General features: G+C 59.7%; 15 protein-coding genes and 3 pseudogenes. 9 read left to right on the forward strand and 9 right to left on the reverse strand.

Annotated elements, in window-relative coordinates; genetic code table 11:
* The first annotated feature begins 119 nt into the window (after positions 1 to 119).
* From HLH36_RS15445 to HLH36_RS15460, 4 genes are read left to right on the forward strand one after another with little or no spacing between them, the layout of a single operon-like run.
* A complete protein-coding gene (locus HLH36_RS15445; RefSeq protein WP_182987228.1) occupies positions 120 to 1,103 on the forward strand; it encodes an ABC transporter ATP-binding protein in 984 nt (327 codons plus the stop codon).
* Positions 1,100 to 2,065, forward strand: coding sequence for an oligopeptide/dipeptide ABC transporter ATP-binding protein (locus tag HLH36_RS15450; protein WP_182987229.1), 966 nt, complete (start codon positions 1,100 to 1,102; stop codon positions 2,063 to 2,065). Before HLH36_RS15445 ends, HLH36_RS15450 begins: the two co-directional genes overlap by 4 nt.
* A gap of 24 nt (positions 2,066 to 2,089) precedes the next feature.
* Positions 2,090 to 3,256, forward strand: a complete 1,167-nt coding sequence (locus HLH36_RS15455; protein ID WP_182987230.1) for an FAD-dependent oxidoreductase — start codon at positions 2,090 to 2,092, stop codon at positions 3,254 to 3,256.
* Positions 3,257 to 3,271: 15 nt separating this feature from the next.
* Positions 3,272 to 4,273: a D-2-hydroxyacid dehydrogenase gene (locus tag HLH36_RS15460; RefSeq protein ID WP_182987231.1), complete on the forward strand. Its 1,002-nt coding sequence runs from the start codon at positions 3,272 to 3,274 to the stop codon at positions 4,271 to 4,273.
* 111 nt (positions 4,274 to 4,384) lie between these two features.
* Here HLH36_RS15460 and HLH36_RS15465 read toward each other — a convergent pair whose 3' ends face one another.
* The 5 genes and pseudogenes from HLH36_RS15465 to HLH36_RS15480 form a co-directional block, all read right to left on the reverse strand.
* Complete coding sequence (locus tag HLH36_RS15465; protein ID WP_182987232.1) at positions 4,385 to 5,341, reverse strand: LysR family transcriptional regulator; 957 nt, start codon at positions 5,339 to 5,341, stop codon at positions 4,385 to 4,387.
* A gap of 179 nt (positions 5,342 to 5,520) precedes the next feature.
* Positions 5,521 to 7,014 (reverse strand): S10 family peptidase, encoded by a 1,494-nt coding sequence (locus HLH36_RS15470; RefSeq protein ID WP_182987233.1) that lies wholly within the window; start codon positions 7,012 to 7,014, stop codon positions 5,521 to 5,523.
* 193 nt (positions 7,015 to 7,207) lie between these two features.
* A complete protein-coding gene (locus HLH36_RS15475; RefSeq protein WP_182987234.1) occupies positions 7,208 to 8,710 on the reverse strand; it encodes a S10 family peptidase in 1,503 nt (500 codons plus the stop codon).
* Between the two features lie 316 nt (positions 8,711 to 9,026).
* A pseudogene (locus HLH36_RS19875) lies at positions 9,027 to 9,271 on the reverse strand (IS701 family transposase); the annotation flags it as partial.
* A gap of 179 nt (positions 9,272 to 9,450) precedes the next feature.
* Positions 9,451 to 10,611: a recombinase family protein gene (locus tag HLH36_RS15480; protein ID WP_456305456.1), complete on the reverse strand. Its 1,161-nt coding sequence runs from the start codon at positions 10,609 to 10,611 to the stop codon at positions 9,451 to 9,453.
* Between HLH36_RS15480 and HLH36_RS20325 the strand changes: the two genes are divergently transcribed.
* Positions 10,495 to 10,785 carry a hypothetical protein gene (locus tag HLH36_RS20325; protein WP_456305457.1) on the forward strand — a complete coding sequence of 97 codons (291 nt, stop codon included), beginning with the start codon at positions 10,495 to 10,497 and terminating at the stop codon, positions 10,783 to 10,785. The genes HLH36_RS15480 and HLH36_RS20325 overlap by 117 nt on opposite strands.
* Before the next feature lie 58 nt (positions 10,786 to 10,843).
* Here HLH36_RS20325 and HLH36_RS20330 read toward each other — a convergent pair.
* From HLH36_RS20330 to HLH36_RS15495, 4 genes and pseudogenes are all read right to left on the reverse strand, one after another.
* Positions 10,844 to 11,161 (reverse strand): annotated as a pseudogene (locus tag HLH36_RS20330) (recombinase family protein); the annotation flags it as partial.
* A gap of 13 nt (positions 11,162 to 11,174) precedes the next feature.
* Positions 11,175 to 11,555 (reverse strand): helix-turn-helix domain-containing protein, encoded by a 381-nt coding sequence (locus HLH36_RS15485; protein WP_025825656.1) that lies wholly within the window; start codon positions 11,553 to 11,555, stop codon positions 11,175 to 11,177.
* Complete coding sequence (locus HLH36_RS15490) at positions 11,545 to 11,868, reverse strand: type II toxin-antitoxin system HigB family toxin (protein ID WP_182987235.1); 324 nt, start codon at positions 11,866 to 11,868, stop codon at positions 11,545 to 11,547. The genes HLH36_RS15485 and HLH36_RS15490 overlap by 11 nt, the downstream gene beginning before the upstream one ends.
* 101 nt (positions 11,869 to 11,969) lie before the next feature.
* Positions 11,970 to 12,179, reverse strand: a complete 210-nt coding sequence (locus tag HLH36_RS15495) for a hypothetical protein (protein WP_246376923.1) — start codon at positions 12,177 to 12,179, stop codon at positions 11,970 to 11,972.
* Positions 12,180 to 12,307: 128 nt separating this feature from the next.
* Here HLH36_RS15495 and HLH36_RS15500 point away from each other — a divergent pair, with 128 nt between their 5' ends.
* The 4 genes and pseudogenes from HLH36_RS15500 to HLH36_RS20295 form a co-directional block, all read left to right on the forward strand.
* Positions 12,308 to 13,018, forward strand: coding sequence for a DUF2726 domain-containing protein (locus tag HLH36_RS15500; protein WP_338030470.1), 711 nt, complete (start codon positions 12,308 to 12,310; stop codon positions 13,016 to 13,018).
* A 220-nt stretch (positions 13,019 to 13,238) separates the two neighbouring features.
* A pseudogene (locus HLH36_RS20195) lies at positions 13,239 to 13,919 on the forward strand (DNA methyltransferase).
* Between the two features lie 310 nt (positions 13,920 to 14,229).
* Entirely contained in the window at positions 14,230 to 14,394 is a 165-nt protein-coding gene (locus HLH36_RS20290; protein WP_408871906.1) for a transcriptional regulator domain-containing protein, read from the forward strand.
* A gap of 177 nt (positions 14,395 to 14,571) precedes the next feature.
* The coding region (locus HLH36_RS20295; RefSeq protein WP_408871907.1) for a helix-turn-helix domain-containing protein at positions 14,572 to 14,668 on the forward strand (97 nt) is incomplete at its 3' end.

Consider the following 14,668-nt stretch of genomic DNA (forward strand, 5'->3'; position numbering starts at 1 on the left):
CAAGCGACGGGAACGCACGAGGCATAGTGACATGTAGGGGTCGAACTCCGATGGGTCGACGCCGGACTATCCCTGTGGCCGATACGCCCGCTCGCCACGATCCAGGGGTTTCTGATCTAATGCTGCTGTCGGTTCGGAACCTCTGTGTCGATTTTCATGGTGAGGATGGCCCCTTTCGCGCCGTCGATGGGGTCAGCTTCGATCTCGCCGATGGAGAGCGCCTGGCGATCATGGGGGAGAGCGGATGCGGTAAGAGCAGCGTCGCACTCGCTCTGATGCGGTTGCTGGAGGGAGGCGGGGTTCATGTGTCGGCCGACCACCTCGCGCTCGACGGACGCTCGTTGCTCACGCTGGATGCGAGGGCCATCCGGTCTGTCCGTGGAGGTGAGATTGCAATGATCTTCCAGGACGCGACGACCGCCCTGCACCCTCTCATACCGGTCGGCGCCCAAGTCGTGGAGATGATCCGGGCGCACCGCCGGCTCTCTCGATCTGCCGCGCGAACGCTGGCGCTGAGCCTGTTCCAGCGCGTCGGGATCGCTGCGCCTGAACGGCGTCTTGCGGCTTACCCGCATGAGCTCTCCGGCGGCATGTGCCAGCGCGTGATGATCGCGATGGCAATCGCCTGTAGGCCGCGTATGCTGTTGGCGGATGAACCTACGACGGCCCTCGACGTAACCGTGCAGGCGCAGATCATGGATCTTCTGCTGGATGTCAGCGCGGAGTCTGGTATGGCGGTCATCCTGATCTCGCACGATCTGGGTGTTATTGCCGGTGCTGCGGATCGTGTCGCGGTCATGTATGCGGGAGCCATCGTCGAGATCGGGCCAACCGAGACGATCTATGCACTACCTGCCCATCCTTACACCCGCGCGCTGCTGGATACGGCACCGCGGGTCGACATTGGAGTGGGGGAACCGTTGCCCGTCATTCCCGGAAATGTCGCGGGCGCTCATGCTCTCGTCGGATGTCAGTTTGCACCACGCTGCGACGTCGCCGTCGATCGATGCCATTCGGCCCGTCCACCATCCCGGCGTATTGGCGACCGTCACGAAGTCGCGTGCTGGGTGACGACCGATACCGCCGGGGCCGATGCGCGATGACGACGCTGCTTAGCGCCCAGGGTATCGAGAAACACTTCAAACTCGGGCGCGCCCGCAAGGCCCCAATTCTGCGCGCTGTCAACAGGGTTGACCTCGACATTGCCAAGGGAGAATCCGTGGGTCTTGTTGGAGAGAGCGGATCGGGCAAGTCCACATTAGGACGTTGTCTGGCGGGCGCGTACCAGCCGGACCTGGGGACGCTTCTGTTCGACGGGGTGGACATGCTCCGCGCAAACCAAGAGGAGATACGTTGGCTTCGGCATCGAATACAATTCGTCTTCCAGAACCCAACCTCTGCTCTTAATCCGCGTATGACGGTTGCTGAGACCCTGACAGAGCATCTTCATGTCCAGGCCTACGGCTCGCGCGCGCGCATCGCGCAGCGGGTGGGAAGGATCATGGATTTGTGCGGTCTTCCGCGCTGCCATGCCGATCGCTTCCCGCATCAGCTGAGCGGGGGGCAGAAGCAGCGGGTACTCATCGCTCGAGCACTTGGCACCGAGGCAGACTTCATCGTCGCAGACGAGCCGGTATCGGCGCTTGATGGCTCAACCCGAGCGCAGATCATCAATCTCTTCAGTGACCTACGCCGTGATCTTGGGTTGTCGAGCCTCATCATCTCTCATGACCTGACGGTTCTCGCTCATCTCAGCCAGCGGATCGCGGTCATGTATTTCGGCCGGTTGGTCGAAATCGCGCCGGCTGCCACGCTGTTACGTGCGCCTCGCCATCCCTACAGCCAAATCCTCCTGGCCGCCGTCCCGGTTCCGGACCCGAGCGTTGAACGCGTCAGGACCCGTTTGGCGGTCAGGGGCGAGTCGCCCGATCCCACAGAGGTGGTCCGAGGGTGCCCATTTCATTCGCGCTGTCCGCTCGTCGGACCGCGGTGCCTGACTGACGTCCCTCCGCTCCGGACCCTGCCGGACGAGACGGCGGTCGCCTGCCACAATGTCGACGTCTAGTCGCACTCGGGAAAAGGATTATCGGTGGTTAAGAAGGTATTAATCGTAGGCGGCGGAATCGCCGGCCTTTCGGCCGCCTGGGCGTGCGCGCAAAGGGGAATGGCCGTTGAGTTGTTCGAACAGGGCGCTCTGCCTAACCCACGCAGTTCTTCGTTCGATGAACATCGGGTCATCCGGCATGCTTATGGAAGAATGGCTGGCTACACGCGCCTCATGCCGGAAGCTTATCGGATTTGGGAGCGGTTGTGGGCAGCAACGGGCCGATCACACTACGAGCCCTGCGGTACTGTCGTGTTCCTGCGGCAGGATGATGATTGGTATGATGTTGTGGCGCGGTCGCTCGATGAGCTCTCGATCGACCACCACGAAGTGGCGTTGGACGAGGTGTCGACCCGCTTTCCGATGATACGGGAGGACGGCTTGGTTCGCGTTGTCGAGACCGGGGGGGCGGGTATACTATTTCCCATCCCGATCCTCACCGACTTAGTGGTTCTGCTTGGCGGCCTTGGGATTGGTCTCCATAGTCATTGCCGTGTCGACGAGGTCGATCCGGTGAAGGGAACCGTTAGAATTGGCTCGACAATTCATGAAGGTGACGTCGTCGTCGTGGCAGGCGGAGCTTGGGCAGATCGACTGGTGTCTGATCTGCGCCCGGCCGTTCTTCCTTCCCGGCAGGCAGTCCTCTATTTAGCGCCTCCGCCTGCTCTCGCTGAAGCCTGGAGCAAGGCTCCCGTGATGATTGATGCGGCGGCAGGGGGGGGGCTCTACGCCCTTCCGCCTCGCTGCGGGACCAGGCTCAAGATCGGCGATCACAGTTTCTCGCGACGCGGTAATCCGGATGATGATCGCTTCGCAACGGATCTTGACCTCGAACGACTCTGGGGGCCGGCGCGTACGGCACTGCGCGACTTCGAAAGCTATACGCTCCTTGAGCGAAAAGCCTGCTTCTACACAGTGCATGATCGCGAAGAGTTTCAGGTCCGCCCAACGGGACCTCGCGGTTGGGTCATCAGTGCCTGTTCGGGCCACGGTTTCAAGCTGGGACCACTGATGGGCGAGCTGACCGCCCGCGCCATCACCGGGGAAATGGATCCTGAGACTCTTCCTCCGATAGCGGCTGGCCGGGCCATCGACATGGCCTGGAACATCGAGGTACCAGTAATCGCTGGCTCGACAGATTTGACTCTGTAATCTCCGGTAAAGGGAATGACGATGCGCATCGGAATAAGCAAGGGCGGATTACAGGGCGCCGAACTGATTGATGCCTGCAGTGATATCGCCGGGATTGAGCTTGTCGTCGCCGACACGCAGGATGAGCTTGAGGAACGCGCATTGGACTGCGAAGCCCTGATGCTGAACAGCGCGAGATATTCTGCCCGCCTCGCGGAACGGTTGGCTTCCGGCGCCTCGCCTGTGCGTTGGCTGCAATTTGCCTCGGCCGGTTATGAGACGGTACTCGAGCATGGGCTATCGGATCATGTCCTGCTCACCAACGGAGGTTCTGCCTGGGGGCCGACGGTCGCCGAACATGCCATGGCGCTGATTCTTGGTCTGCTCCGTGCTGTGCCTTTGATGGAACGGGAAAGACTGCGGGCGCGGTGGGATGCCAGCCATGTGATTCCGCACCTTCGTAGCCTTGAAGGCATGAAGGTTGGAATCGTCGGCGCTGGCGATATTGGTCGGGGGATCGCGGCGCGCCTACGGCCCTTTGGTGCCGAGGTGATTGGGGTCGTGCGGAGTCCACGACCGCTTGAACATGTGGATCATGTCTGCATATTGGACCAAATCTGCTCTGTCCTTCCGGAGCTCGATATTCTAGTACTAGCTTTGCCACTGAACGATGAAACCCGCGGCATGGCGAATGCCAGCTGGTTTCATATCATGAAGCCGTCGTCTCTCCTCATCAATGTGGGACGCGGCGGTCTGATCGATCAGTCGGCCTTAATCGATGCGCTTCGGAATAACGCCATCGGCGGTGCTGGCCTCGATGTCGCGATAGATGAGCCACTCTGCCCGAGCAGCCCACTCTGGCTACAGGACAACGTTATCCTGACGCCGCATATCGCTGCTTTGGGAGGCAGGTCGCTCGATCGTCTTATTGAGCTTTGCAAGGAAAACATCATGCGTTTCCGTGACGGTCTGCCTCTGCGCAATCGCGTGCTTGTCCCCTCGCAGAGGAACGGGAGCGTTCGAGCTGTGGATCTATGAAGGTCCGTCGCTTGGCGATTCTTGAGTCACGACTCGGTTGGATGACTACACATCGCTTGAAAGACAAGAGGATTAGGGAGCAGATCCCCCAACTGTCGGAACCTGCGGAATTTAGGTGGTTGCGGCCGAGCGCATATGAGGCTGGGTGCGCAATTCGTTGCCAACCACGTCTACGATAAACTCTCTCGTCGCGGCAAGAGCCGGTTGATCGGCGAAATTCTGGGCAAACTCAAGAAAGACTTGCCCTGATGCGACCTCTGCTGGCAACGGCAACATGCGCAGTTCTGGCCATGTGGCAGTCAAAACCGAGGCAAGCCTTCCAGGCAATGTCGCCACGAGCCGGGTACACTGTAAAAGGTGGGGTATGGCGCCATAATGGGAGAGCGATACCGCGATCCGTCGAGGCCGTTTGTTGCGCGCCAGCCATTGGTCCAGATAATTATCCTGCAGTGGCCAGGGAACACTGTAGATGTGGGGTTGGTCGAGCCACAACTCGATATCGAGCAGGGGTAGTCCGTGCAGCGGTGAGGAAGGCCCGACCACGCTTGTGAGCGTGTCGGAATAGAGAAGATCGTGGGTGATCCCGGACTCTGTCCCGTAATCGCCACCAACGGACAATACGAAATCGATGATCCCCTGCAAGAGGTCGCGGCTGTAAGACCGCCGCTCGAAAGGCAGGATCACCAGATCGATCCCAGGCGCGACCTCGCCGAGCCTGGAATAGAGAAGGGGAAGAAGCACCGCCTCCAGCGTCGGCGGCATGGCGATCCTGATGCTTCGCCTGATGCTGCTAAGATTTCCCTGGTTGCCTCGCATCTCAGGTTCCGAGAGCGCAGAGACGATTGTGGACAATGGCCCCGACAGCTCAAGCGCCCGAGCTGTCGGCACCATACCCTGACCAACGCGGATAAACAGTGGGTCGCCAGTGTTCGCGCGCAGGCGCCCAAGTTGATGGCTGATTGCGGACGGTGTCAGATGAAGTTTGCGCGCGGCGCCACTAACGCTACCCTCGGTCAAAACCGCGTGGAAGACTTTGAGCAGATTTAGGTCAGTCTTAAGCCATTCCATGGTGCGCTTAGAGCCTCCGTCTCACCATCATCGAATGCAGACTAACCGCTGTGCATGTGTGGAAAAAGGCCAGGATACTGGAAAAGAAGTTATTTTCCGCGCCTAACGCGGTCTGTCTCGAATCTTGACGATCAAGGTCCGCCCGGCCACTCAATCTGCACCATATCGAGCTGTTGAATTCAATTGAATCGGTAGAGAACCTCGGCATCGTCGTGAAATGCTAGAAGGCTCGGCATCCGGTTGTAGAACATGTGGCCGCCGACATATTCTTTCACCTGCACCTGGTCCCGCGCGCTTGCGGCAGGCAGTTGATCTACCAGAAGAGCAGACGCCATGAATGGTGTCGACAGATCGTTCCAACCGTGGGCGATCAGAATGTGCAACTTCGGATTGAGTGCTGTGACGCGTCTGAGATCCTGGCTATCGACCTGCTCGCCATGCTCGCCGCGCCATTGGAAACGGTCCTCGATATCGAAATTGATTGTGTAATAGGGGGCACCAACGTGCCAGCCAACCTCGCGGGAGAGAAAGTCAACCATTGCGCTCGTTGTCTGAGCCAATACGCTTTCCACAAGAGGGTCGCCCGCGCGAAGATCCGGCGCATCGGGGGCAGGGTCGAATATAAGAAAATTGCTGTCCGCGCTACTTGCGATCTTGCCCTGTTCACGTGTCGCCTCCCGGAGAAATGCCTCCACTTCGATCCGCCCGCCGGCCCGGCGAACGAAGGCTGGATCGAGCCCAGTCAAGGCGGTAACATGACCGATGCGCCGCTCGGTCGCCTCTGGATCCGACCGGCCCTTCACCAGATCGCGCAGGTAGTCTCCCCGGGCATAGTCGATGATCGGTTGCATGTGCGCTTTGTCGAGCGCTCCCTCCCGTTCGAGCCGGGCCGCCGCCATGCTGGGCAACGTGATCACCCATGGCATCGGCGAAAAGGTCGGATCGAATTCTGCGCCACTGTCGAGAAATGGGGAGACCAAAACGGCACCGTTGATCCCGACGCCAAATTCGGTCTGGAGAAGCCGAATCATGCGCGGCACCCGGAAGCCGCCATAACTCTCGCCAACGAGGTATTTGGGAGACGCCATCCGCTTACTCCGCGACAGCCAGTCGTAAACTGCCCGTGATAAATACCGAATATCTACGTCAGTTCCGTAAAATGCCTTGAGGCTTTCGGCATCATTCAGAAAAGATCGAGAATAGCCGGTGCCAACCGGGTCAATGAATACGAGATCCGACATGTCGAGCCAAGTGCCGGGATTGTCGTGAAGCGCGATCGAATCGGACGGCCTGTCGCCCGTCGCGCCAAATTGGAGTCTCCTTGGGCCAAGCGCGCCGAAATTCAAAAAAGCCGACGAGGCACCGGGTCCCCCGTTCAAGGCAAAGGTAACCGGTCGTCCATCCGGGTCGGTTGAATCACGCAAATAGGCGGTGTAGGCGACCTGCGCGATGAGTTGGCCAGTTGCGTCCCGAACGGGGAGAGCGCCTACCGTCACTGTGTAACGGAGAGTTTCCCCGCGGAAGCGGATCGATTGATGTGCTTGGGCATAAGGGGGAAGAAGCTGCCGATTGACCGCGGTGTCCGGCAGCTTGGCCGGGGTCGCGGCGGATGCGCCACCGCTGCTTGCGCATAGATATGCTCCGGCAAGCGCAATAATGGAAAAAAAACGCATAGTATGGTTCGCCTTCAGAAGGTGTTCCGGGCGCTCGTGCCGGTGCAAGCTAGAGCATCATCCGATCGAATGGACTCATTCGGTCGGATAAAGATGCCTGATAAAACAATGATCTAGAGCCATATCCGTGAACCAGTGTGAACGGATATGGCTCTAGAGCATCTTCACCGAACCTGTGTTCGGTGAAGATGCTCTAATGCGCAGCATAGAGAGCCGCTGCGTCATGGTGCAGAGCCATGAGGCTCTGCTGCCGACTATAGAACATGTGACCGCCTGGATATTCGACGACGCGCACCTGCCCTGGATCCTCGCCCGCAGGAAGATGGTCAATGAGCATCTCTGAAGCGAGAAAGGGACAGGACAGATCGTCCCATCCATGGGCTATCAGTACCCTAAGGCCAGGATCGAGGGAAACCGCCTTTCGCAGATCGGTGTAGCTCTCAAATTGTGTTTCCTGCCCCTCGTCCCAGGCATTGTTGGCGTCACGGCTCAAGGCCTGGTAGTCGGCATCGACTTCCCAACCGAGTTTTCGCTGATAAAAATCGACGATCGCGCTGGTTGCAGGCGGCACGACAGCCTCGATCAAAGGGTCATCGTTTCCGCCGGTCGACGCATATGGAAAAGGGTCGACGAAGGTAAGATTGCTGTCCATCCCAGAGCCCAGGCGTCCTGCTCGTCGATGCAACTCACGAACATAGACCTGTGGGTCTATGCGTGCTCCCGATTCCTCGACAAAGGTGCGATTTAGCCCGGTCAGCCTAGACACTTTGTCGGCCATCGTGGCCATGGCTGCGGGATCAGTTCGCCCCTTCACGAGACCCACGAGATAGTCGCCTAGTGCATAGTCTATGATGGGCCTCATATGCGTGGCATCCAGTTGGCCCAGAGTCTCCAAATGCGCAGCAGCCATCGAAGGGAGATGCACGACCCACGGCATTGGCGCGAGATCGCCTGTGAAATCCTGCGCGCTGTCCAGAATGGGCGAGATAAGGATCAACCCCTTCACGCCGATGCCGATCCTAGTCTGTAGCAGTCGAGTGATCCGCGGCAAGCGGTATCCGCTATGGCTCTCGCCGGCCAGATATTTGGGGGAAGACAGTCGGTTGTTGCTGATTAGCCAGTCGGCGATCACTCGGGCGAGATACTCAACATCCTGGGCGTTACCCCAGAATTTTTTCTGAGTTTCCTCTTGCCCCAGGAAGGAGTGCGAATAGCCTGTTCCGACCGGGTCCACAAACACGAGATCCGTGAAATCGAGCCAGGTGCCTGGATTATCCCGTAAGACAATGCGATCCGATGGCGTGTCGCCTGTGGCCCCGAATTGAATGCGCAGGGGTCCAAGTGCGCCAAAATTAAGAAAAACGGAAGCGGCGCCCGGTCCGCCGTTGAAGACGAAGGTCACGGGTCTTTGGGATGGCTTTCTGTTCGCAGCTAAGTATACGGTTGTCACCACCTGTGCGATCATTGAACCATTCTCGTCCCGAACCGGGACCATCTGCACGGCACTCTTATACTGGATGGTGCCACTGCCAAGCCGAATGGATGACTCGATCGCTCTACCTGGTGGCAGGACCGCTTGCTGCAGTGTAGACGTCGTTACTGAAGTTCCCCCCTCGGCGGCCAGCGCTGCGGCTGTCGGGCGAGGGGCCAGCACCACTGTGGCCAAAAAAAATGTCAGAATGGTCCGCTCGAACATTTTGTTTACTACTATCCTTTGCACACTGAAGATTTGATATCGAAACAAATAGTTCACCACAGAATCCAATCACCAGATGGGCATCAGCTTCGCGTGACAGACACTGCAAGTGGTAGTGATAAGGGTTCAGGGCGCCTTGACGTAGGCTGTACAGTCATAGACATCGTTTTCACCGTGAAGAAGCGGCTGTTGAATTGTTGGTAATACAGTTGCGCTGTTGATCTGATGCGCGAGCGGGTAGGTTGTGGCTCGATGAGCGCGTCGAAGAACGACCATCGGAGAATATACTCTATTGAGACGCGGTTTTGGGTAATCTTCACGACGAGGAGACGGATTGCCTGGATCGACTAGCGGATGTGTCGCCGAATTTGTGAAGTTGGCTCTTTTTTGCTCTATGGCATCGGCCCTGGACCGTACCCCAGCCATCATGGCATAAGCCAGCATGACCAGCGAGACGTGGCAGTGCGAGCCATGTCAGGAATGGGTTTCATTATGGTCGAGTCTGAATTCGTTCTTGGCGGTCTCGAACCCCTCTTCGATCTTCCAACACGTGCCCTCGATCACCTCAATGCCTGGCGCGCGCTGCATACGTGCAATGATATTTCGATCGGGATGTGCGGACCGGATACAGACGGCGCGTAGCCCCATGAACGGCCGTTTCATCCACGGGGCGCCGTTCTGGAAGACTTAAGCCACGTCTTAGGCGTGATTCGAAAGACTAATTTATTGATATTAAATAATTATATTGCCGTCTGAAGTGAATGTGGGAATCGGTGCTTGTGAGCCCCCGCAACCAACGATACCGACACTCCCGTGAGTACCACTCCGGGAGTGTTTCTTTTTTTAGCTTTTCCAATGGCTTGCCGCTCGATCCAGGTCAGGATCGTTCCCAGTTCCCCATACAGAATCGCGTCGATCTCGCCCCGGTTCGGGCCGGGCGTCAGCACGACCTTCTCGATCAGCGCCCGCAGCGCCTCGGCGGCTTCCAGCCGTTCTTCGGGGCGGTTGAGGGCGTCGGTCAGACGGCCGACCTTGCGGGCATAGATTGCCGAGGCACTGGGCAGCATGTCCAGCACGTCGTCAGGGACGTCGGAGAGCAGGGATGCCAACTCGGCCTTGCGGGCTTCGAGCGTATCCATCTCCGCCTTCATGCTGGGATGGAACATGCCCTCCTTGATGGCCTCGATGATGCCCCGGATCTGCTTCTCGACCTTTACCTGTTCCACCTGCCAGACATCGGTGTTGGACCGACGCTCGCGATTGAGGCGGTTGGTTTCCTCGGCATAGGCGCGCATCGCCTCGGCCGCGATCTCCGGCGCCATCATCCGGTCCTTGAGGCCGGAGAGCACGCGGCGCTCCAGATCAGGACGGGGGATTGTGCGACTGTTGGTGCAGGAACCATTGGTGACTTGGGATGAGCAGGCGAAACGGTCGGAACCTCGCAGCGTGTAGGGACCACCGCACTGGCCGCAGAACAGCAGACCCGACAGGAGCGATTTCGGTCGACGCGTGCCATTAAGCCGGTTGCGCTTATGGTGGGCGCGAACAGCCTCGGTGACGTTGACATATTTCTCGGCGATGACGCTCTGACGAGCCTTTGTCGCCTGCCACAATGCGTCGTCGACGATCCGCAATTCGGGCACGTCTGTCACCACCCATTCTGATTTCGGGTTCAGGCGTGAGACGCGCTTGCCGGTGGACGGGTCTTTCACATAGCGCTGCCGGTTCCAGACCAGACGACCGATATACAATTCGTTGTTGATGATGCCGGCGCGGCGCTTCACATGGCCCCGGATGGTGGTGTCGCTCCACAGCTTGCCTTCGGGACCAGCGATGCCCTGGTCGTTCAGGGTTTTGGCGATAGCACGCGGGCCGATGCCGGCGGCGAAGTCGCGGAAGATGCGGCGGATGATCTCCGCCTGCTGCGCGTCGATCTCGCGATCGCCCCGGATCTGTTCGCCCTTTGCGTCGAATTGCCGGACGACGCGATAGCCATAGCACAGCCCGCCGCCGGACTTGCCATCCTCGACCCGGCCACGCAGGCGCGCGATGCGTCTTGGCTGCCAGGTCTTTGAGGAACAGGGCGTTCATCGTGCCCTTGAGGCCGACATGCAGTTCGCTTATCTCGCCCTCGGCCAGGGTGACGATCGGCAAGCCCGCGAATTTCAGGTGCTTGAACAGTATGGCCACGTCGGCCTGGTCGCGCGAGATGCGATCCAGCGCCTCGGCGAGCACGATGTCGAAGCGTCCGGCCTGCGCATCCTGTAACAGGGTCTGGATACCGGGGCGCAGAATCATGCTGGCGCCGGAAATGCCCGCGTCCTTGTAGGCTCCAATGACCTTCCATTTCTCGCGCTTGGCGTGTTCGCGGCAGATGCGGAACTGGTCCTCGATCGAGGCGTCGCGCTGGTTGTCGGAGGAATAGCGGGCATACAGGGCGGCGCGCGTCATGGGATGTTCCTTATCAGGCGACCTTGTCCATCCGGCTGGGCCGGATCAGCACCTCGGCCGAGATGCCGAGGCCGTCATGCAACTGGCGGATCATGTCGATCGACAGGCCGCGCTTGCGGTTCAGCACGTCCGCCACCCGGTTGCGCGGGCCGATCATCGGCTCCAGATCCTTGCGGGTGAGGCCCTGCTGCTCCATGCGGAAGCGGATCGCCTCGACCGGATCGGGCGGGTCGATCGGATGGTGCTTGGCTTCGTAGGCGTCGATCAGCGTCGCCAGTACGTCGAGCCGGTCGCCGTCCGGCGTGCCGCTTTTGGCACCCCACAGCCGGCCGACTTCTTCGAGTGCCGCGTCATAATCCGCCTCGTTGCGGATGGGTTTCAGATCAGCCGTCATGTTCCACCTCCGTCACGTCGATCCTGTCATACGCCTTGTGCGTGCCGATCCATTTGATCCAGACGATGCTCTTCTCGAAATCGACCGCCACGATCAGGCGATAGGCATTGCCCTTGATGTTGAAGACGATCCGTTCCGCGCTGACGATGCTGGCCGTGGCATAAAGCCGCTTCACATCGGCGGTGCTCGTCCAGGCGGCCTTGCCGACTTCGGCGAACCAGGCGTCCAGCGCCGCCTTCACGGCCGGCTGGTCCTTCTGGCCCGCCAGACTGTCGACGAACTCTCTCAGCGTGCGACGGGCAATGATCCTCATTGACTGACCTTATATCGCGAGACCATAATGGTCACAAGAAAAATACACGACTGCCCGGCGAGGGGGCTCTCACCGGGGGAAACGCAGCCGGGAAGGGGAGGCTACCGCAGAGGACCGGATCGGTTCTGTCGAGCCTGTTTCCGCTCCAGCGCGCGGGCACGCTCGAACTGCTCGCGGGCCATCTGACGGCCGATCAGGCGGGCGAGGGACCGGATGGCTTCGTTGGATGGACGGAATGCGTCTTCGGCTGTTTCCACCGCCTCGGTGGGGCCGAACACCTCGATCCTGATTCTGTCGGGTCTGCCTGCCATCCTGTTCACCTTCCCGGTCATCGGGCGACAGGAACGATGAATGACAGGACAAGGGGATTTGAGAAGACCATGCGCCGGTCCATGCGGTAATCGGCGGTGATCGCGCAGAAAAGGGAGGCTTATCGGTCGTGGAAAAGGTGATCATTCTTCTGGCGATTGGATATGCCATCGGATTCTACATCCGGGGGCGTCGTGCGACGGCCGATCTGGCACAGGCAGGGCGACAGGTTGCCGAGAGGAATGCGCGACTTCAGGCTCTGGATCTTCAGATCGCTGGACGCGATGCAGAACTTTCGTCGCTGCGCCGCCGGATTTCCACGCTGGAAACACAGGCCGCCGACCAGAAGAAGGACGCAGACCGTCGGCGGCAATATTTTCAGGATAATGATCTGTCCAACACGCAAAACCAGTTACACTTCATCAGTCAGTGCAGTCTGCGGGCCGTTCGTCCCGTTAATAAAGAGGCTGTGCAGGTGCTGTACGCGCTCGACGAGTGGATCAGGACATATCAGCCCGACTGGCGTTTCGCCTTCGAGGTTTCGATGGGTGGGTTCATCAGAACGACTTACGACCCGGAAGATCCGCGCCAGAAGCAGGCTTTCAGCTCCTATAGCGGCAAGCGTGTCGATTTCCTGCTGATCGATCGCTATGGACTGCCAGTTCTGGTGATCGAATATCATGGCACAGGCCACGATCTGTCCGGCGATGCGGATGACCGCATGGCGGTGAAGCGTCTGGCCTTGCAGAAGGCTGGTATTCCGCTGCTCGAAATCCCCGAAAAAAAATGGCCAGGGCGCAAATCATGGCTGCCATTTCCGAGGCCGCCGGGGCGGCATTAAAGGTAAAAACAGGCTAAGGGCTCCGCCCCCGCGCCGGCAAGGGTGCGCGTCAGCAGGCTGACGCCGCCCGATCGGGTGTCCCCGATCTTCCTGCGCTGCGCTCCGTGCAGACCGGGTGATACCCCTCCCCATCGGTCGCCCTTGCCGTTGCTACCCCGCTGCTCGCCGCGAGGCAGAGGAACAGCGGGGGCTGTTCCTCGCGGAACAAAGGGCAAAGACCATGACTGGCAACACCAACACGGCAACCGATTTCCGGAATACCATTCTCAACGGCGACAGCGTGGAACTGATGCGGGTAATGCCGCGCAATTCGGTGGATTTCATTCTGACCGATCCGCCTTACCTGGTGAACTATCAGGGCAGGGACGGGCGCAAGGTTCGCAACGACGACAATGCGCGCGGGCTCCGTCCGGCGGTCAACCAGATGCACCGTGTCCTGAAATGGGGCGGTCTTGCCGTAAGTTTTTACGGGTGGAACAAGATTGACCTGTTTGCCGACGCCTGGAAAGCGGCCGGGTTCCGCATGGTCGGGCATATCGTATTCCGCAAATCCTACGCCTTGTCTTCGGGTTTTCTTCGCTACGAACACGAAAGCGCCTACCTTTAGGCAAAAGGGAGCGTGAGGCGGCCCAGACAGCCGGTGCCGGATGTGATCGACATGCCGTATTCGGGCAACAAGCTGCACCCGACGCAGAAGCCCGTGGCGGCGCTGCTGCCCCTGGTGGATACGTTCTGCCCGGTGGGTGGCCTGGTGCTGGACCCGTTTGCCGGTTCGGGTTCGTCGCTGGTGGCGGCGCAGCATCTTGGCCGCGACTGGCTGGGGATGGAACTGGACGCCGAACATGCGGCAACGGCGGCCCGGCGACTGGCCGGGTACGCGGCGAAGAAAATAGCGGCATAGGGAGTGAACGCCGCAGGGCCGACAATTCGGTTCTGCGGTGCCCTCTTCCTTGTCCTGTCTGTCCGCACAAATTTGCGCCGATCCGACTTCGCGGATCGGCAGCGGGAAGATGGAAAATAAGCGCCGCTCGCCGGGCGAGTGCCCGGCTCGCGGAATATTCTGGCACGCGCGGACGAACGCCATAACGTCGTGCGATCGCTTTACCAGATCGACATATCTCCAAACACAGTCTGCACAAAATCTTCCCATTGCGCATCCTGATGTTCCTGCTGCCAGAAGCAGGCGCAAGAGGAAAGGTAACGCGATGCCGATGTCAGATTGGCAGTCGCCGGCCGCTTACGAACACGCACAAGACATTGCTGCTGCCGGCATGGCCTGGGAATATCTTCGACGTGACGACGATTATCGTCGCGCGTTCCAGCGAACGAAAACGCTTGCGGCTCCGAAGCTAGTGTCCTGGCCGAGCAATAACTAGTCACTTGGATGTGACTGTGATTCACTGGGTTCCTCATGGCGCAGGAGGCGGGGACGTGGCGACACCAAGGGCGGTTGCAATCGATGTGTCGGACGCTGAGGCGGCCGAGCTTGCGTCGCGGCTGCGGCGACGCAAGGTGTCCCGCGCTGATGCCATGCGGGCCTGCGGGCCGAGATCGTGTTGTTGGCGGCCCAAGGCATCAGCAACCTGGCGATCGCAAAGCGGCTCGGCGTCACCCGCGTGACGGTCACGACCTGGCGGCGACGCTTCGCCG

This window comes from Gluconacetobacter aggeris, from assembly GCF_014174395.1.
Taxonomy (GTDB): Bacteria; Pseudomonadota; Alphaproteobacteria; order Acetobacterales; family Acetobacteraceae; genus Gluconacetobacter; species Gluconacetobacter aggeris.